Origin of the sequence: Exiguobacterium sp. s56 (genome assembly GCF_018618255.1) — a bacterium.
GTDB lineage: Bacteria > Bacillota > Bacilli > Exiguobacteriales > Exiguobacteriaceae > Exiguobacterium > Exiguobacterium chiriqhucha.
Genome location: NZ_JACSLR010000003.1, coordinates 148,161 through 165,471 on the forward strand (window position 1 = coordinate 148,161; position 17,311 = coordinate 165,471).

A 17,311-nucleotide genomic window follows, 5' to 3' on the forward strand; every position below is an offset into this window, starting at 1 on the left:
ATCCCGTCCTTTCTTTAATAGACTGCGATTGGCCCATACGGCCCTTGAATAATCTCCAGTTTCGTCTCGAAAATGTCAGATAGGATGTCTGCATCCATAATCTCCTCGACCGTACCAAAGGCGGCGATGTTCCCGTCTTTCATCGCACAGATGCGGTCCGAATATTTCGCTGCGAAGTTGATGTCATGGAGCACCGTGACGATTGTCCGTCCGAACTCGTCAGCGACGTGGCGCAAGTACTCCATCATCTGGACCGATCGAGCGATATCGAGGTTATTGAGGGGTTCGTCGAGGAGCACGTATTCCGTCTCCTGACAGAGCACCATCGCGACGTACGCCCGTTGGCGCTGTCCGCCCGACAATTCATCGAGATAGCGATGCTCGAGCGACGTCAAGTCGAGGAAGTCGATATATTTCGAGATAATCCGTTCATCCTCTTGCGTCAACCGTCCTTTTGAGTACGGGAAGCGTCCGAAGCCCGCCAGCTGACGGACGGTGAGACGCGTCACGAAATGGTTCTCTTGCCGTAAGATCGTGACGATTTTCGCCAAGTCTTTCGATTTCGCACTCGACACGTCCAGGCCGGCGACTTGGATTTGACCTTCATCCAAATCGAGCAGTCGGCCAATCATCATGAGCGTCGTCGACTTCCCGGCCCCGTTCGGACCAATCAACGATGTGAACCCAGCTTTCGGGATATCGAGCGTAATCGGGCCGATGCGGACATCGTCCGCATACGATTTTTGTACTTGTTCCAATTGAATCATAATGACCTCTTCCTTAAAATCACCGCTAAGAAAATCACGCCGCCGAACAGTTCGATGATGACGGACACGACACTCGGTGTATTGAGAATGTGATACATAAAGAAATACGCGCTCGTCAACACGAAGAAACCGAGCGCGAATGCCATCGGAAACACGTACTTATGGTCGTACGTCGCTGCCACTTGATAGCTGAGCGTCGCCACCAAGAATCCGAAGAACGTGAGCGGCCCAATCAGTGCCGTCGATACTGACATTAACAGCGAAATCAGAATGAGCGTAAAGATGACGCTCCGGCGATGGTTCACTCCGAACGACGTCGCCACGTCTTTCCCGAGCGCGACGACGTTCAAGCGATTCGAGAAGCTATACAACAACGTCCCGACGACAAGCACGATTGGAATGACAATCGGGAAGTACGCGGCATCGGCATGCATGACCGATCCGAACAAGCGGGCCTGCAGGACGTCGAACTCGGACGGCGCGAGCATGCGACGCATGAACGAAGACACCGAGTTCAAACCGGTCCCGATGATGATTCCGATGAGAAGCATGAGTTGCAAGTTCCCGTATTTCCCTGACAAGAGCCAGCCATACAACAGCAGGCTCATAAGTACCATGAGGCCGACCTGCGTCAAAAAGGCACCGGTTCCCGAAAAACCGATTAACGCCCCTGCCCCAAAGAAGAAAATCATGCTCGTCTGAATCGTCGAGTAAAGCGCGTCGAACCCGAGCAACGATGGCGTGATGATGCGATTGTTCGTCACCGAATGAAACGCGACCGTCGCCAAGCTTTGACAGAGCGCGGCAATCGCCATCGTGATGACGGCGACGACCCGACGCTCGACCACCGGGACGAACGACGGCGAGTCGAACGGGACCGGATTGTTATAGACGAGTAATCCGAACGCACAGAGCAATCCTCCGATGATGAAGAAGGCAAGGAATAGCCAGTAGCGGCGCTGTTCTCGTTTCGAACGGAACGCCGTCGCACACCGTTCTTCTGTATGCACGGATCGACCATCGACATCATACGCTACCCGTGGCTTCGTCTTATTTTCAATAAGTGTGCTCATCGTACCTCTCCCGTCTTCCGTTGTCTCATGAGAATCGCGATGAACACGATTGATCCGACCGTCCCGAGAATGAGTGATACCGGCAATTCGAACGGCATGATGATCGTCCGCGAAACCAAGTCGCTGACGAGGACCGTTCCCATCCCGATGACGCATACCCATGGCAAGTTGCTGCGCAGGTCATCCCCGCGAAACATCGAAACGATGTTCGGAACGATTAGCCCGAGAAACGGCAGATTGCCGATGACCGTCGCCACGACCCCGACCGCGAGTGCAATCAGTCCCGTCGCAATCAAGATGAGGCGGTTGTAGTTGACGCCGAGGCTCGTCGCGATGTCTTCTCCGAGTCCAGCGAGCGTCAAGCGATTCGCAAGGATGAAAATGAAGAACGTGACGAGGATGATGAGCCACAAGTATTCATAACGTCCGACCTGCACCGATGCGAACGACCCGACGAACCAACCTTCGATCGTCTGGCTTGCTTGAAAGAATAGACCGAGAAACGTTGACACGGCCGAGACGACCGCCCCGAGCATGAGTCCAATAATCGGGACAATCAACGACGAGCGAAGTTTGACCGAGCGCAGAAACCAGAAGAAGACCATCGTTCCGATGAATGAAAAGACGATCGCCCCCGTCATCCGCATCATGAGCGTCGGAGCCGGGACGAGCAGATACACAGCGAGCAGGCCGAGCCCCGCCCATTCGAGTGTACCGGTCGTCGTCGGTTCGACGAGACGGTTTTGCGTGATCAGTTGCATGACCAGTCCCGACATCGCCATGGCGGCACCGGTCAACATGATTGCAATCGTACGCGGGACGCGAGTGATCCAAAACATGTCCGACCCACCTTCTTGACGAATGTCATAGACGCCGGTCACGAGCGAAAGGCCCGCCAATATGAACACCACAAGCATTGCTACGATAAAGGACTTCGTCCATATGTTAGAAAAGGAGGGCTGAGACAATGTCTCAACCCTTGCTGTCATTGGTTTTTGCACAACGTGACTCCCTTACTTCGAAAGCGCGGCTGCGATATCGTTGAATAGTTCAGAATACGTTTGAATCGACTCGTTAATGTACGTGTCGTTCGGTGCATACACGATTTTTTCGTCTGTCACGGCTTTCGTTTTTTGGAGTGCCGGTGCGTTATCGATCACGTCCGCTGCAGGTACAGCGTCTTCCATGCTCGAAATGGCCGCATCACGGTCGAGGACGAACAACCAATCTGGGTCACTCTCCGCAATCGCTTCGACCGAGACTTCATCTCCTTGATGGTCACCTGTCGTTTTCGCTACTTCGAGGGCAGGTGTCCAGTCAAAGATGTCATACATCGGTCCGAAGACACGTCCTGTATTCGGTGCCGAGAAGCCGATATCGCCGCCTGAGACGATAACTGACATCACTTTGTCTTCACCGTTGTACGCTTCTTTCACACTATCGATTGATGCTTCAAAGCTAGCGATGAGCTCATCTGCTTCTGTTTCTTTTTCAAAGATTTGGCCGAGTGAGCGCGTCGTCGTCTCAAAGCCTTCCACCAAGATTTCTCCTGTCGTACCTTCATCTTCTGGGAGCTCGATGTCCAAGTTGATGACGGCCGCTTCTGGGACCAATTTTTTAATGTCCTCGTAATAGTCGGCGAATCGTTGTCCGACGATGACGACATCCGGATCTACACCCGCGATTGCTTCTAAGTTCGGTTCATTGTGCATCCCGACGTCAACGATGTCTTTATCGTTTTTATAAGGCAAGTCCGCCGGAATCAATCCGATTGGTGCAGCGACTAAGTCGATTCCCCAATCAGAGAGCGTCTCGAACGTCCGGTTGTCGAGTGCGACGACCTTCTCCGGGTTGACCGGTACGTCAATCGTTCCATGCGCGTCCGTGATTTCAACCGTCTTCGGTGCCGTCTCGGCTTCCGCACTTCCTGTGTCTTTCGTCTCGTCCGTGCTGCCACATGCGGCTAGCGTGAAGACGAGTGATGTGAGCATGACTGCTGCTTTCCATTTCCCCATTCTTTCCATCTCCCTATGTATCTGTTTTTTGAATGACGACCTTCTCAATGAGTCCGCAACTGTTTCACGATTCTGCTCTATGTATGGAATACTGACACTTTCTCACTGATAATGATTATCATTGTCGTTTTCATTGAGAAGCATAACAAACAAAAATAGGTTGCGCAATGCCAAATTTTCAAATGGGAAATGGAAATATTATTCTTTCTATCTAGTGCCGATAAAAAAAGAAAGCGGACCGTTCGTCCACTTTCTAAGTAAATAGAGTTCATTCGGTCACTCTCATTTGTCCGATTATGCTTCCGAAATCCCGTTAGCGAGCAACAACAAAAAAATCCAAATCGATAGCGGCACAATCAATCCAAGATTCCCGACGAGACTGAACACACGCACCGTCTTGTCTTTTGAGAACAGGCCCCAAATCAATGTGGCAATCAGGGCGACATCTAGGACAATGTAGACCCATATGGCCGTAATCAAGTTCAAATCCGGGAAAAAGCGGCCGTTCACAGTGAACAGCGCCACGATTGTCAAAATAGAAAGTCCAAACGTCACGTAAAGCGGTGCATAACGTCGTTGGATCATATAATCACCCCACTCTTCTGTTGGACCATCTGTCGACATCGAAGGATGCACGTCTCGACGTAACTATCGAGCTGGTGTGGCAAAAACAGCGTGTACGTCTCTTCCTCTGTCGCCTCCGCATCGCGCTTGATTTTGAGGATCAGTGCCAGCAGCTCGTCTTGCGCGCCATCGGCTAACACGTCAAAATCGAAGGCGTCCAATCGCTGCACTAAACGAGCGTTATATGAATCAAAATCGGCATAATACATCGCCTGTGTTTCTGGACGTTGCGTGATGACTTGTTTTAGCCAGCTTTTATCAAAATTAGGCGAGAATACTCCCACTTCTAAACGTGGCGGGCGAAGCCCCAGTGAAAGTGGGAGATGAATCGCCACCCTCTCTTTTGGGTATAAATACCTAAGGGAGGCGAACATCATGTTGAAGCACAAAGCGTATAAATTCCGGATCTACCCGACAACGGAGCAGGAGATCCTGATCGCCAAGACGATCGGCTGTTCCCGCTTCGTCTTCAACCATTTTCTAGCGAAGTGGGAAGAGACCTACGAGGCGACAGGAGAAGGACTGTCCTACGGTTCCTGTTCGAAAAAAATCCCTGCCTTGAAGCAAGAGTTCGACTGGCTGAGGGAGGTCGATAGCACCTCTGTCCAAGCGAGCGTCAAGCACCTGGCCGAGGCGTACGACCGCTTCTTCAAGAGGCAGAACGGACGGCCCCGGTTCAAGTCGAAGCGGAACCCGGTCCAATCCTACAAGACCAACATCCAAGGCAAGTCTCAACTTCCTGAGGTGTCGATTGTCGGGAACAAGCTCAAACTCCCGAAGCTGAAGTGGGTCCGGTTCGCCAACTCGAGGAAGGTCGAGGGCCGCATCTTGAACGCCACGATCCGCCGGAACGCGACGGGCAAGTATTTCGTCTCCCTGTGCGTCGAGCAGGAGGTCGACGAGCTGCCGAAGACCGGCTCCTCGGTCGGCGTCGACGTCGGCCTGAAGCATTTCGCCGTCCTGTCCGACGGCACGGTGTACCAAAACGACCGCTACTTCCGTTCGCTCGAGAAGAGGCTGGCGCGCGAGCAACGCAAGCTGTCGCGGCGTCGGCTCATCGCCCTGAACCGGAACATCAAGCTGTCCGAGGCCAAGAACTACCAGAAGCAGAAGCGGAAGGTCGCCCGCATCCATGAGAAGATCACCAACAAGCGCACCGACTTCCTGCACAAGGTGTCGACCGAGATCGTCAAAAGCCACGACGTCATCGGCATCGAGACCCTGCAGGTGAAGCACATGCAGCAGGACCGCAAGTTGAGCAAGTCCATCTCTGACGTCAGTTGGTCGGCGTTCTTCCGCATGCTCGCATACAAGGCGGACTGGTACGACAAGACCGTCGTGAAGGTCGGGAAAACGTTCGCCTCGAGCCAGCTCTGTTCGAGTTGCGGCCATCAACACAAGGACGTGAAGCATCTCGGTCTGCGCGAGTGGACATGCCCGGGTTGCGGGACCCATCACGACCGCGATGTGAACGCAGGACTGAACCTCAAACGCGAGGCCGAGCGCATCCTGGCCTCCTCAACCGTCGGGACGACGGGGCTAGCCTGATCAGGTTCCGGTCGTCAGACCGGATCACCCAGGAATCCTCCACCTCCAAGCGAAGCGTAGGTGGAGGTAGTTCAAAAAAACCCTGCAACCAAATCTCGTCCGCGACGAGATGGCAATAATAGCCGAGGCGGAACGATTGATTCTCGTCCGCACTGTCCACCCAATATTGATCAAGGTCGAGCCCTCTTGTCATATCCTCATGCCGTCCCGCGTAATAATGGGTGTTTTGTTTAGACGTCGTCGCATCGGGCGCAAGATTTCCCAACAAAAAAGCCGTGCGATCGACATCTGTCAAATGCGCCGACACCTCATTCCCGATGACGAGATGCATCAAATGTGAACCCATCATCTCTCCCCCCTTTTCCTAATTATCCCATTCATGTATTCATCTCGACAACCCAACTCTAGTCTGATACGCTCACTATACTGACCGTTCAGTATAGTGAGGAGGACACACATGAGTAAAAAACAATTGTTACTGCGGACCGCCGCACAAATCATTCAAACCGAGGGCATTCAACAACTGTCGATGGACCACTTAGCCAAACGCGCCGGTATCACGAAAGGTGGCGTCTTATACCACTTTGAAAGCAAGGCCAACCTGTTGCAGCAGATGAATAGAATGGCGCTCGATGAATTTGAAAATCGGATCGTCCATCATCAAACCGGGTTAGATGGTCCTTATCCGTTCACATGCGCCTACGCCCTCGCGACGCTCGATTATAGCGATGGTGATGCCGACTTGATTGCCGTCTTCATCTCATCACAAGAAGATGCGAGCGGAAAGCTTTGGAACGACGCCGCCAAACGTTGGGATAAACAGTTCGCCGCGGATGGTCCTGACGCTGATCGCGTGCTCGAGCTTCGACTGCTCTGTGACGGGTTTTGGTTCGCGTTGACATATGGCTATAGCGCTGCGTTCAAAGATCGGGCTGCCCGCATCATCCGACAAAAGTGCGACGCGCTGTCAAAAGGAGAATCGTAACATGGGCTTCGTCTATCTCGTCGGTGCCATCGTCTCTGAACTGTTCGGTTCGAGCATGTTGAAGCTGAATGCGACGACAACGAGCCGCCTGCCCGTCCTTGGTGTCGCCTTCGGTTACGTGACTGCTTTTTACTTGTTGTCGCTCGCCCTTCTTTCCATCCCGCTCAGTTTCGCCTATGCGTTTTGGAGCGGGGTCGGCACGGCGGCGACGGCGCTGATCGGCTTCCTCGTCTTCAAGGAACAAGTCCGGATTCAGACCGTCATGGGCATCGGGCTTGTCATCATCGGGCTCGTCTTGATGAAACTATGAGGAGGGAAATCATGAAATCCTATGGAATCTTACTCGTATCGATTGCGTTCGAGGTGCTCGGGACGTCGATGTTGAAGCTGTCGGACGGATTTACCAATCTGTTCCCGAGTCTCGTTCTCTTAATCAGCTTCGCCATCTCGTTCACGTTGATGGGCATCGTCTTGAAGACCATTCCGCTCAGCATTGCCTATAGCGTCTGGGCCGGGCTCGGCACGGTCGCGACCGGGCTGATTGGGGTGTTCGTGTACGGGGAAGTGCTGTCGACGTTGAACAGCATCGGCCTGACTGTCATCGTGCTCGGCGTCATCGTCATGAATCTTGGAAAACGGGAGGAGCAACCACATGCTGGCTGACTTAATCGAACAACAGGAACGGGCATTACTGACGACCGACGTGCGCACATCGTCTGAGCATTTGCGCCGTCTACTCACGGATGATTTTTTTGAAATCGGCAGTTCCGGACGCATGTTATATCGGACGGCATCTGCCGCCACGATGGACCTCGGCGAGATTCAAATCACCCTATCCGACTTCTCACTGGAGACCGTTCAAGACGACGTCGTCCTGGCCACGTATCGGACCGAAGACCACTCCACCGGACGCATCGCCTTGCGCAGTTCGATTTGGGTGAACGTTGATGGCCAATGGAAGATGCGTTTCCATCAAGGGACAATCGTTCCGCCTTCTTGAAACTAAATCGTCACCTAAAAAGGGAGTGTCCCAATCGACACTCCCTTTCGTCGTACCTGATTCATTTTTGTACACACCCATCATGTTCATTTTGCTTATAATCAACCCATCCGATGAGATGAAAGGATGATGAACATGGATCAACAAACAAAAAAGCAATGGCTTCAATCCGTACGTCCGAGGCGTTCCGTAGACGAACAGCTGGCCATCAAGGCATCCCGGGAAGCGAAATTGACGTTCGAGCCGACCATCCCGCTCGATGCCATCCGTAAAAAACGACCAACCATCACCGTCACGTTCACGGTCGGCGGCTTCGGCGTCCATAACGAGTCCACCATCACGTTTTTTGAAGATGGCGCGGTCAAACGAGAAGTCATCTGGCGTGAAGAGTTCGACTTAAGCACGGCGATTCCCCGTTCCGGTTGGTACAACGAAACAGATGCTTTCCGCGTCCATGAGCGATTCGTGTCGCTCGTCTCACATCGCTGGCCTGAAGTATTCGAGGAAAAAGGGTACTTCACGATGGACGGGACACAATGGAACTTCACTGTGAACCGTCACGGCAAACTGTTGCACCAGCATAGTGGCAGCAACGCCTATCCCTCCAATTGGAAAGCTGTCATCGAACTGTTCGGCATCTCTTGAACGAAAAAAGAGCACCCACTGTGGGCACTCTCCGTTTAGATGGCTTGAATCATCTCGACTCGATTGCCGAACGGGTCGCGGAACTCGAACCGGTCGAATCCGGGAATCGGGATGCCCGTGAGCCGCTCGATGCCTTCCGCCTCAAGTTTCTGTCCCCATTCCGCTAAATCGGTCACAGCATAGGCGACATGTCCTTTCGTCGACAGCCGGTCAAACCCGTCCTCGGTGCCGACGTGGACGCTACGGTCGCCGACCTCGAGCCAAAACCCGCCCCGCCCTTGAAGCGACGCCGGTTTCTCGATTTCTGGAAGACCGAGCACGCCGCAATAAAACGAACGGGCACGGGCTTCCTCGCCTTTCGGGATCGTGATTTGCACGTGATGGATGCCTTGAATCATGTCGTTTTCCCCTTTCGATACGTCAACCCGACGAACTGAAGTTTTTGGTTGAACAGGCGCGGGTACGCCAGATAGCCGACCATGACCGCCGAGATCGACGCGGTCGTCAAGATGAGGAACAAGATGAGCAATTGATACAACACGGCCTCCATCGGGTCGGCCCCGCCGATGATGAGACCGCTCATCATACCCGGGAGTTGGACGAGACCCATCGTCTTCTGCGCCTCGACCGTCGGGATCATGCTCGTGCGGATGGCGCTCTTCAAACTGCGCTCAATCGCCGCTTTCGGTGTGCCACCGAACGACAAGATGAGTTCAATCACTTCATCGCTCCGCTCGACCTCGTCTTTGAACTTGTTCAAGAACAGGAGCGACAACACCATACAGTTCCCGATGACCATGCCGCTGATTGGGATGACTTTCTCCGGCTCGAACGGGATGATGCCGAGTCCGAGCATGAGGCCCATCGTCAACGTCTCGACCGTGACGAGCGTGAGCAGAATCATCCATGTGATGCCAGGGATGCCGTCCCCTTTCTTGATAATGTTCTGCGTCGCCGCCCCAATCATCAAGAGAATCATGAGCAACATGAACACCGGGCTGTCGCTCTCGAAGACGAACGTCAAAATGTAGCCGATGATGAGCAACTGAACAATCGACCGCACCGTCGCGATCAAGATGTCGCGTTCGAGCCCGAGTTTTAAGAACAGGGCCAAACCGAGCGGGATGGCGACAAAAATCAATGAGGTCATCAGTTCGATGAACGTCATAGCTCTTCCCCCCTCACGAAACGACCAATCATCGGGTTGTCGGACTCGTCGATGAACGTCGCGTCGCCGAATTCAATCAATTCCCCGTTCCGCAAGAACCACATGTCATCACTGACTCGCCGGGCCTGATCCAAGTCGTGCGTGATCCAGACGACAGTGACCCCGAAGTCTTTTTGCAGTCTCACAATCAACCGCTCAATCTCTTTAACAGTCCGATAGTCGAGGCTCGCCGTAATCTCGTCCAATAACAGCACGTCCGGTTTGTTGACGAGCGTCCGGGCAATGGCGACACGACTCCGTTCCCCGCCCGACAACGTCTTGATCGGTTGGTCGAGCGAGATGCCGCCTAAGTCGACTTTCTGCAACAGGTCGGCCGCCCGCTCCCGTTCGAGCGTCTCACCGAAGATGGCTTTCGGCAGGTTCATGTTGTCGTACACCGTCCCGTCAATCATCGGCGCGCTTTGGAACGCCATGCCGATTCGTTGGCGTAGCTCGATGACGTCGATTGAATCGATATTCTCCCCTTTGAAATAAATCGCGCCGGCGCCCGGTGATAACAGGCCGTTGATGTGCTTCAGGCACGTCGTCTTGCCGGCACCACTCGGGCCGACGAACGTCGTGATCCGCCCTTCCCGAAAATAACCGGTCACATTATGTAAAATGTCTCCATGACTCACGTTTTTGAATTCGATAATCTGCATCGGCGTCGCCTCCCATCATGTCATGCTGTCTGTCTCAAGCAATGAATACATATACAAATCGTCGTACTTACCACGTGTGAACTCATACCCCCGCAGCAACCCTTCTCGCGTAAATCCGACCCGCTCGAGTAGCTGTTGTGACGCGTTATTCGCCGGCTCGACGAGCGCCTCGATACGATGGAACCCGAGTTGTGTGAACCCATGACGAATGACCGCGCGGAGCGCCTCACCGGCAATGCCTCTTCCCCAATGATTCGAGCTGAGCTCAAACCCGATTTCGGCTCGCTGGTGCTTCGCTGACACGTTCAAAAATCCGCAACTGCCGATGACCTCGTCTTGCCCGGTCAACGTGATTCCCCAGCGGACACCTGTCCCTTCCTCGAGAATCGAATCGTACCAGGCAATCTCTTCTAACGCATCCTCTAACGACGTGAACGGGTCGAGTCCCATATGGCGGACGACCTCAGGTTTCGATAAATATGCCAACAGGTGTGGCGCATCGTCCGCTGTCACCCGCCGTAACGTCAGCCGATTGGTGCTGAGTGACATCACGATCGGTACCCTTCCTCGACCACAACATCACCATTCGCATCGAGTAGCGGAGTGATGCCTCCACCTGTCCCGACCCACGTCTGGATATAGTTCACGCCGGTGTCCGTATCGACGAGGATGGTGATTTGTCCAAGTTCCGGCAGTTGTTCCGTCAACTTGACGTGAAACCGTTTCGATCCTGCCGCTTCTTCTGCTATTTTCTTTTTGAATAACATCCTACCCCCACCTTTCTACTTCTAACTGTACGCAACATATCTTCTCGTTTCAATGAATGGATGAGACGTATCCATGACTGCCGGATGCGAAACCCCTTTAATCCATACAAAAAAACACGCCCGATTGTGGCGTGTTCATGAATAGCTTCGCTCGATGACGAAGCTCGTCTTATCCCCTCTAAAGTAGGACCGTGAATATTCAATCGTACGTCCCGAGGCGTCCTCGGTCACCGTCTCGATATAGAAACACGGTGTATACGATTATATCTGTCGGTTTTTCCCTAAATATCAAACGCGCCAAGTCCTCACTGAGGGACGAGTACCCTTCGCCGTCATCTGATTGAGTGCACTTGTTAAGCCGTCCGACTGACACCAAATTACTCTCACAACTCATACTCTTAGAAATTTTCTCGTCTCTGCATAATATTTGCTACTGATTCTAGACAATACTTTTTTTGGAATTACTATCTAAAATTCTCTCTTGTGACATCCTGCCGTAGATTTATAGAATCCTTCTTCCTTTATTCTGACACTCTAACCACTAGGTGGTAAGGGTCTAAAGTACAAGGGCTTCCAACGACACTCGAAAGTATAGGAGACTAACCCTTTTCCATTAGACTTTCACCATCAAACCTCTGAGCAGGGTTTTGTGATGGCATAGGACGCATGTCAACATCCTGTTATTACTTATTAGATAATATTCATTTTTTTTACAACGTTTAATCTCAATGTGATGTTTCGAAAGGAATTCTTCAAAACGGCTGATACATTTCTCTTCATTGTAAGTCTGTAAATCATCATTAATACTCATGATTAGGAAGGCCGAATACAAGTCTCTTTGGACTTGGACGCCGTTAAAATCATTCCACCGTTGTGATAATTCTTTTTTCGTAAAGGTTTTATTCAAATGATTATACTGACTTGCTTTTGCCAAATGGGTATGAATTTTGATTAGGGAGTTTCCATGGTATTGTAGTTTGCGATTGATGATTTCTAACAACATAGCCGGCGATCTGTTGGCAATAGACTTGCCGAAGCGCTTCTTTTTAATGAAACTGTCGGTTCGTTCATTAACAGTAGTGTTTTTTTCCGTTTTGCTAAATCTAAAAAATTCATGGTCTCAACATAAATTTTATCACCCATTGTGACAATTTCGTTTGCCAGACATTCGTGTTGATATTTGCGAACTGCTGCCTGTTTTCGATAGATTTCTCGAAGTTTTCCTTGATAGGATAAGTAATGCTTGGATTTTTGCCATTCTTTGTTCCGAATAGACTTAACGGTTCCATCGGGATTGAAATATGACGGGTTCATTGCACGTCTGGAACGATTCATTTTCCGTAGAAGCAGCCGTTTTTCACCTTCAAAAGAACGGACTCGATCGGCCAACACCAGCAGTTTCACTTTTTTCTCACTGACAATTGCAAGTGTGCTCAGACCAATGTCTAATCCAACGTCACCCGAACCAGTAGTTCGTTTGAAGTGTCCCGTTTCTTTATTCCGTTTAGCTGGCGGTATCCCTTTAAAAACAATTTGGACATAAAATTTATACTTTTTACAAACCCACTTTCTCACAACCCTGCAATAAGCAATATCATTTTGAAAAGCCTCGAGTTCGTAAGAATTGTTTTGATCACAAATGACTTGAAGTGATAAACCATTCCATAACAAATACCCATCCTTGTATCGGATGCCTGCTTTATTCGTCTTTCCTTCTAAGGAATTACATTCACCGAATTTCTTGAAGTGAATTTGTTTCCCATTACCATACAATAACTCATCAAAAGCTTTCCATAATCGAGTAGCAATCTTCTGAGAAGTGTTGGAGTCGATATTTTTTTAAAAGTGATGTTGCATAGGCTTAACATCTTTGTGGAACTCATATTCTGAAAGACGATATTCCTCACACAATTCTTTAAAGGCTTCATTCGCTTCACGTTTATTAGTCTTATGCAGCTCTAGTGCCTGTCGATAACGTTGGGTTTTAATCATTTCCTTGTAACGCTTGAGGGTTATATTGGCAAGGCTGTTGTAGATGTTACGCCCAATTTCGAAACGGTTATTTAACACATTATTTTTATATATTTCTGATATCGTTGGAAATTCCACAACAAAATATGTCAACGTGAACCCTCCTCTTTTTTATAAATAACAATCGAATCCTAATTCATGAATATGTGTTTAATCCATTCCTATCACCATTAGAATAGCAAACTGCCTAGTCTTAAATTCGGTAATTGCATTGAACTACCCACATCTACACTTTCTAGGTATTTATACCCAAAAAAGGTCGTGGCGATTCATTACCCACTTACGCCGGGTCCTCGTCCAAACCGCTTAGAAACAGGCGTAGTTTCGCCGTTTTTTGATAAAAAGAGATTTTTTGAGGTTAAGCCGAAAAAAAGAAAGAAAAGTGAAAATCATTCTATTCATGGCAATGATTCTCACTCGTCTTTCCTAATAGACTCGTTTTCGTCATAGCTGGAAATGTTGTTTGATTCGTTCGGCGACCGTCGCCGCATCGAGATATGTGTTGTTGATGCGCAAGTAGTTGTCGACGTCGAGTTCCCCGTCCTGTGAGTTCAATCGGTATAGCGTCGCCGTCTGCTTCAACTCACCTTCCGACCAGGCGATGTCCCGCTTCGTCGGCTTATGGGTCAACCGGTTCTCCGTTTGGTTGCGAATGAGGCGCTCTTCGATGTCCGCTTCGAGCTCGACATAATAGATGTCGGCCCCGTTCGACTCGAACAGGTCGGTCACTTGTTTGATATACGCCCAGTCCTCTTCTAAATCGAACGCCCAGACGAACGTGAAGATCATCCCGTCCAAATCACTTTTCGCGACCGCGCCGAACAGCTCATGGCGGAACAGCTGGACGAGCCGACGCCCTTCCGGTGTCCCGTAACTGAAGAACGGACTGACGAGATCAATCGTCATATGGTTATGGAACAGCTTTAAGTCGGTAATACTGGCGAGTTCTTGCCCGACCGTCATTTTGCCGACGGCTTGTGGACCAAATAATACGACGAACTTCATGTCTAATCCCATCCCTACTGTCATTTTCAATACCATATCATATCGCTCGACTCGTCCAATAGGAACTTGTTCATATCCGCAATGGCTACATCTCATAATCAAGGGAATTCACCTCATATTCATAAATTTAGAGTCATCCTAGTCATCTCAAGAAAGTACCCATCATCCAATTCCCCATTTCTCTTTCTAAACCTGGTCAATTATTGTTTACCCCATCCTCATTTGAGGAATAGGCATATCATCTATGTGTATGAAGGAAGGTGTCATCCCGTGACTTGTCCACGCTGCGGAGCGAAGACCCGCTCGAAAACCACTATTTGTCCGACGTGTGGCCATCGCCCGCGTCGCTTGAAATGGATTGCTGTCCCCATCGTCATTGCACTCATCGCATTCGTCTCGTTTTTAACGAACGCCTATCTTACCGACAGCCCGCGCTCGAGTGATTCACTCGCCGACAAAGTCGATTTGAACGTCACGAAAGACACGGTCTCAGCCGATGGTGCCACCACCGTCGACCTCGAGACGTTGCAAGATAGCCTCTATACCGTCGGCACGGGTACCGGGTTTCTGATTAGCCCGCAAGATGTATTGACGGCGGCCCATAACGTCGCCGGCATCACCCGCGTCACGATGAAACATGGGGACAAGACGGTGAATGGAACGGTCATCGGCCGGACTGACGCCATCGCCGTCATCCGCATCGAAAAAGTAAAAGCGACCCCGTTCTCGTTCAGTCACGCGATTGTCGGACCAGACGAATCGGTGTTGACACTCGCACCGGACGAACAGATTGAAGGAACGATCACGTTCGAAGAAGACAGCTATCGCCGCGAATTCGATTTACCGAACCGCGCCATCGGCAGCCCGATCGTCACGGCCAATGGACGAGTGCTCGGCCTTCACTTGGTGACGAATACGCTCCCGGTCGCCTTGTTCGAACAAGACGTACTGTCGTTTCTCGAGTCGGATACACCGGCCCCGCCACCGACGACAAAACGCAGTGCCCCGGCCGCTGAACTCGCACCGGTCGCACCGATTACACCGGTACCGAAACGTGAGGACCCGGTCGAACCAGCTCCGGCTCCTGAACCGGAACCCGCGCCCGAACCGACACCAGCACCGGAAGCCGAGGCAGCACCAGACACACCGGAACCGACCGAGCCTCCAGTTGAAGAACCGGCACCGGTCGAGGAAGAGCCTACGGCCGAACCGGAACAACCTGCTGAAGAATCGGAGGCCCCTCCCGTCACGGAGCAACCGACCGAGCCTGACGTCCCCGTGACCGAACCGGCCGAACCGGTCGAGCCGGAACAGCCGGCAGTTCAAGAAAAAGAAGCGGAGGCGGCACCGGTCAAGAAACAAGACAAGCCGAAAGCCACCGCTAAACCTGACAAGAAAGAGACGCCGCCCGTCGTCAAGGAGAAACCGGTCGCCGATGACACGACCGAAGAAGCCACAGACGAGCCGGCTGCAGTTGAAACTGAAGATGAAGAAAGCACGCCATCGGAATGATGACGTGCTTTTTTTACGTGTCATTTCGAGAGCGTCGCTGCAAGTTGCCGACCGCGGCCCCGAATAGGAGCAGAATAATCGACAACATCCAAAATGGCATCACGTCCTGCAACAACCAGACAATCAGCGCACTGATGGCGATGACGACACCCATCCACAAAAAATTCGACTGTCCCATTTGTTTCACCTCGGTCTCATCATAGCACATCAATTCGATGCGCCGTCGCCTGTGGCGGCAGCGAGCGGGTCATCTTCTCATCGTGCTCGACGCGCACCTGTTGCCCGACGGCGAGCGGTGTCTCATCCTCTCGAAGCGGCTCTTCCCAGTGAAACACGATACCATCGAACGGCTCGGCATCTAGATTCGGCGCGACCCGCATCCGCGTCGGTTCGAGCTCGACAATATAACCCGTGAACGTGACCATCTCCATCCCTCCATTTCCTCGGAAATCCTTCCCTATTCTTTTCCCATTTTTTGAAATAACTCTACTCGTCCGTCCGAATGCTCGGTATAATGAAGCAACACTCATTTACGCCGGGAGGGACCTTCATGAAACACACCATCGATTTACACCATCCAGACTTTCAACGCACCTTCCTCGAGATGATGCTCCTTGAAGAAATGATTGACGACTATAACGCCGAAGCAATCGAATCGCTCGTCGTCCGCGGCGAGACGAACTTTCCAGACGACCCGTTCTTTCCGGCAATGCGGGCGTATCCGCTCATCCGTGAAGGCGAGTTCGGCCGGGCCCGTGACGTGCTCGAAGCCGCGAGCGCAAAAGGCGACCATTACATGATCCACTGTCTCCATGGCATCTTGAGCGACGATACGAATTTCTTGTTCGAGGCCGAGCAGCATTTCCTTCGGGCCGTCGAACGCTATCCGAACGTGCCGATCGTCCAACGCACCATCGCCGTCCATTACTTCAATCGTAAGTTTTATGGGGAGGCTGGTCTCCACTTGATGCATTACGTCCGACTCGCCGGATTCAACGAAGAGACTGTGCCGATGTTGCTCGAATTCTTCCAAGTATATGATGAGATTCCACTCGAGATGAACGATGAGCTCCTCAAGGTGGCCATCGGATACTTGAACGCTAACCCGCGCAACCCTCGCGCCCACTCGCTTTATGCGTCCATCTGCAGCCATCGGGTCGAGATGCTCGTCAAACGGTTGCCGGAAGACAACCATCAGCTCGATGACGAGACAATCGCGATGTTGCTCGAGGTCGAAGAGCACGGCATGTGGAGTGCGACGTATGACGACAGTGAGGACCACATGTTCCGCGCCATGTTCGCCGATTATATCGACAACGTCGTCTTGCCGAACACGTCGAAACTGTATGTATACCGTTTGCGTCTCCGCTATTGGTATCACCGGCTCACGCACCGGTTGACCGGAGGCTACGGGGATTCGATGCGCTCGTCTTGATTGAATATGAACAGGGGTCCCGTCACCAACATGTG

25 protein-coding genes and 1 pseudogene are annotated in these 17,311 nt (G+C 51.6%); 8 read left to right on the plus strand and 18 right to left on the minus strand.

Translation table 11 applies throughout. The annotated features are described in order from the left end of the window. Positions 1-14 precede the first annotated feature (14 nt). The 6 genes from KNP71_RS04915 to KNP71_RS04940 form a co-directional block, all read right to left on the minus strand. Positions 15-767, minus strand: coding sequence for an iron ABC transporter ATP-binding protein (locus KNP71_RS04915; protein WP_214830137.1), 753 nt, complete (start codon positions 765-767; stop codon positions 15-17). Beyond that, on the minus strand, positions 764-1,840 hold the full coding sequence (locus KNP71_RS04920; protein ID WP_214830139.1) for an iron chelate uptake ABC transporter family permease subunit: 1,077 nt from the start codon (positions 1,838-1,840) through the stop codon (positions 764-766). Before KNP71_RS04920 ends, KNP71_RS04915 begins: the two co-directional genes overlap by 4 nt. Further along, positions 1,837-2,829 carry an ABC transporter permease gene (locus tag KNP71_RS04925; RefSeq protein WP_251130824.1) on the minus strand — a complete coding sequence of 331 codons (993 nt, stop codon included), beginning with the start codon at positions 2,827-2,829 and terminating at the stop codon, positions 1,837-1,839. Before KNP71_RS04925 ends, KNP71_RS04920 begins: the two co-directional genes overlap by 4 nt. A gap of 24 nt (positions 2,830-2,853) precedes the next feature. Further along, a complete protein-coding gene (locus KNP71_RS04930) occupies positions 2,854-3,855 on the minus strand; it encodes a siderophore ABC transporter substrate-binding protein (RefSeq protein WP_214830140.1) in 1,002 nt (333 codons plus the stop codon). A 294-nt stretch (positions 3,856-4,149) separates the two neighbouring features. Continuing rightward, complete coding sequence (locus KNP71_RS04935) at positions 4,150-4,440, minus strand: hypothetical protein (protein ID WP_214830142.1); 291 nt, start codon at positions 4,438-4,440, stop codon at positions 4,150-4,152. Next, a complete protein-coding gene (locus tag KNP71_RS04940) occupies positions 4,437-4,649 on the minus strand; it encodes a hypothetical protein (protein ID WP_214830144.1) in 213 nt (70 codons plus the stop codon). The genes KNP71_RS04935 and KNP71_RS04940 overlap by 4 nt, the downstream gene beginning before the upstream one ends. A gap of 205 nt (positions 4,650-4,854) precedes the next feature. On the opposite strand from KNP71_RS04940, the gene tnpB reads away from it, so the two are divergent. Continuing rightward, positions 4,855-6,027, plus strand: coding sequence for an IS200/IS605 family element RNA-guided endonuclease TnpB (gene tnpB, locus KNP71_RS04945; RefSeq protein ID WP_214830146.1), 1,173 nt, complete (start codon positions 4,855-4,857; stop codon positions 6,025-6,027). Here the strand turns inward: tnpB and KNP71_RS15995 are convergent. Further along, entirely contained in the window at positions 5,966-6,376 is a 411-nt protein-coding gene (locus KNP71_RS15995) for a zinc dependent phospholipase C family protein (RefSeq protein ID WP_353049135.1), read from the minus strand. The genes tnpB and KNP71_RS15995 overlap by 62 nt on opposite strands. Before the next feature lie 108 nt (positions 6,377-6,484). On the opposite strand from KNP71_RS15995, the gene KNP71_RS04955 reads away from it, so the two are divergent. The 5 genes from KNP71_RS04955 (at position 6,485) to KNP71_RS04975 (ending at position 8,657) form a co-directional block, all read left to right on the plus strand. Further along, on the plus strand, positions 6,485-7,012 hold the full coding sequence (locus tag KNP71_RS04955) for a TetR/AcrR family transcriptional regulator (protein WP_131471800.1): 528 nt from the start codon (positions 6,485-6,487) through the stop codon (positions 7,010-7,012). A 1-nt stretch (position 7,013) separates the two neighbouring features. Further along, positions 7,014-7,322, plus strand: a complete 309-nt coding sequence (locus KNP71_RS04960) for a DMT family transporter (RefSeq protein WP_214710875.1) — start codon at positions 7,014-7,016, stop codon at positions 7,320-7,322. A gap of 11 nt (positions 7,323-7,333) precedes the next feature. Beyond that, entirely contained in the window at positions 7,334-7,675 is a 342-nt protein-coding gene (locus KNP71_RS04965; RefSeq protein WP_214801007.1) for a DMT family transporter, read from the plus strand. Then, a complete protein-coding gene (locus KNP71_RS04970; protein ID WP_214801004.1) occupies positions 7,665-8,012 on the plus strand; it encodes a nuclear transport factor 2 family protein in 348 nt (115 codons plus the stop codon). Before KNP71_RS04965 ends, KNP71_RS04970 begins: the two co-directional genes overlap by 11 nt. Before the next feature lie 135 nt (positions 8,013-8,147). After that, positions 8,148-8,657 (plus strand): hypothetical protein, encoded by a 510-nt coding sequence (locus tag KNP71_RS04975; RefSeq protein WP_214830149.1) that lies wholly within the window; start codon positions 8,148-8,150, stop codon positions 8,655-8,657. Between the two features lie 35 nt (positions 8,658-8,692). On the opposite strand, the gene KNP71_RS04980 is transcribed toward KNP71_RS04975, so the two are convergent. The 9 genes and pseudogenes from KNP71_RS04980 to KNP71_RS05020 form a co-directional block, all read right to left on the minus strand. Continuing rightward, complete coding sequence (locus KNP71_RS04980) at positions 8,693-9,055, minus strand: VOC family protein (protein ID WP_214796858.1); 363 nt, start codon at positions 9,053-9,055, stop codon at positions 8,693-8,695. Then, positions 9,052-9,825, minus strand: coding sequence for an ABC transporter permease (locus KNP71_RS04985; RefSeq protein WP_214751501.1), 774 nt, complete (start codon positions 9,823-9,825; stop codon positions 9,052-9,054). Before KNP71_RS04985 ends, KNP71_RS04980 begins: the two co-directional genes overlap by 4 nt. Further along, a complete protein-coding gene (locus KNP71_RS04990) occupies positions 9,822-10,526 on the minus strand; it encodes an ABC transporter ATP-binding protein (RefSeq protein WP_214830151.1) in 705 nt (234 codons plus the stop codon). Before KNP71_RS04990 ends, KNP71_RS04985 begins: the two co-directional genes overlap by 4 nt. A gap of 15 nt (positions 10,527-10,541) precedes the next feature. Then, complete coding sequence (locus tag KNP71_RS04995) at positions 10,542-11,075, minus strand: GNAT family N-acetyltransferase (protein ID WP_214830233.1); 534 nt, start codon at positions 11,073-11,075, stop codon at positions 10,542-10,544. Beyond that, entirely contained in the window at positions 11,075-11,293 is a 219-nt protein-coding gene (locus tag KNP71_RS05000; protein ID WP_058764442.1) for a DUF6440 family protein, read from the minus strand. The genes KNP71_RS04995 and KNP71_RS05000 overlap by 1 nt, the downstream gene beginning before the upstream one ends. 135 nt (positions 11,294-11,428) lie before the next feature. After that, a pseudogene (locus KNP71_RS05005) lies at positions 11,429-11,545 on the minus strand (UTRA domain-containing protein); the annotation flags it as partial. A 741-nt stretch (positions 11,546-12,286) separates the two neighbouring features. Continuing rightward, positions 12,287-12,964 carry a hypothetical protein gene (locus KNP71_RS05010; protein ID WP_214830152.1) on the minus strand — a complete coding sequence of 226 codons (678 nt, stop codon included), beginning with the start codon at positions 12,962-12,964 and terminating at the stop codon, positions 12,287-12,289. A 168-nt stretch (positions 12,965-13,132) separates the two neighbouring features. Beyond that, positions 13,133-13,417, minus strand: a complete 285-nt coding sequence (locus tag KNP71_RS05015) for a hypothetical protein (protein ID WP_214830154.1) — start codon at positions 13,415-13,417, stop codon at positions 13,133-13,135. Between the two features lie 351 nt (positions 13,418-13,768). Beyond that, positions 13,769-14,329, minus strand: a complete 561-nt coding sequence (locus tag KNP71_RS05020; protein ID WP_131471779.1) for an AAA family ATPase — start codon at positions 14,327-14,329, stop codon at positions 13,769-13,771. A 270-nt stretch (positions 14,330-14,599) separates the two neighbouring features. Here KNP71_RS05020 and KNP71_RS05025 point away from each other — a divergent pair, with 270 nt between their 5' ends. Continuing rightward, positions 14,600-15,841, plus strand: coding sequence for a S1 family peptidase (locus KNP71_RS05025; RefSeq protein WP_214830156.1), 1,242 nt, complete (start codon positions 14,600-14,602; stop codon positions 15,839-15,841). 13 nt (positions 15,842-15,854) lie between these two features. Here the strand turns inward: KNP71_RS05025 and KNP71_RS05030 are convergent, their stop codons facing one another. Then, entirely contained in the window at positions 15,855-16,019 is a 165-nt protein-coding gene (locus tag KNP71_RS05030; RefSeq protein WP_165569432.1) for a hypothetical protein, read from the minus strand. Between the two features lie 19 nt (positions 16,020-16,038). Further along, on the minus strand, positions 16,039-16,266 hold the full coding sequence (locus KNP71_RS05035) for a DUF3221 domain-containing protein (protein WP_131471775.1): 228 nt from the start codon (positions 16,264-16,266) through the stop codon (positions 16,039-16,041). 125 nt (positions 16,267-16,391) lie between these two features. Between KNP71_RS05035 and KNP71_RS05040 the strand changes: the two genes are divergently transcribed. After that, positions 16,392-17,276: a tetratricopeptide repeat protein gene (locus tag KNP71_RS05040; protein ID WP_021066381.1), complete on the plus strand. Its 885-nt coding sequence runs from the start codon at positions 16,392-16,394 to the stop codon at positions 17,274-17,276. The last annotated feature ends 35 nt before the right edge of the window (positions 17,277-17,311 follow it).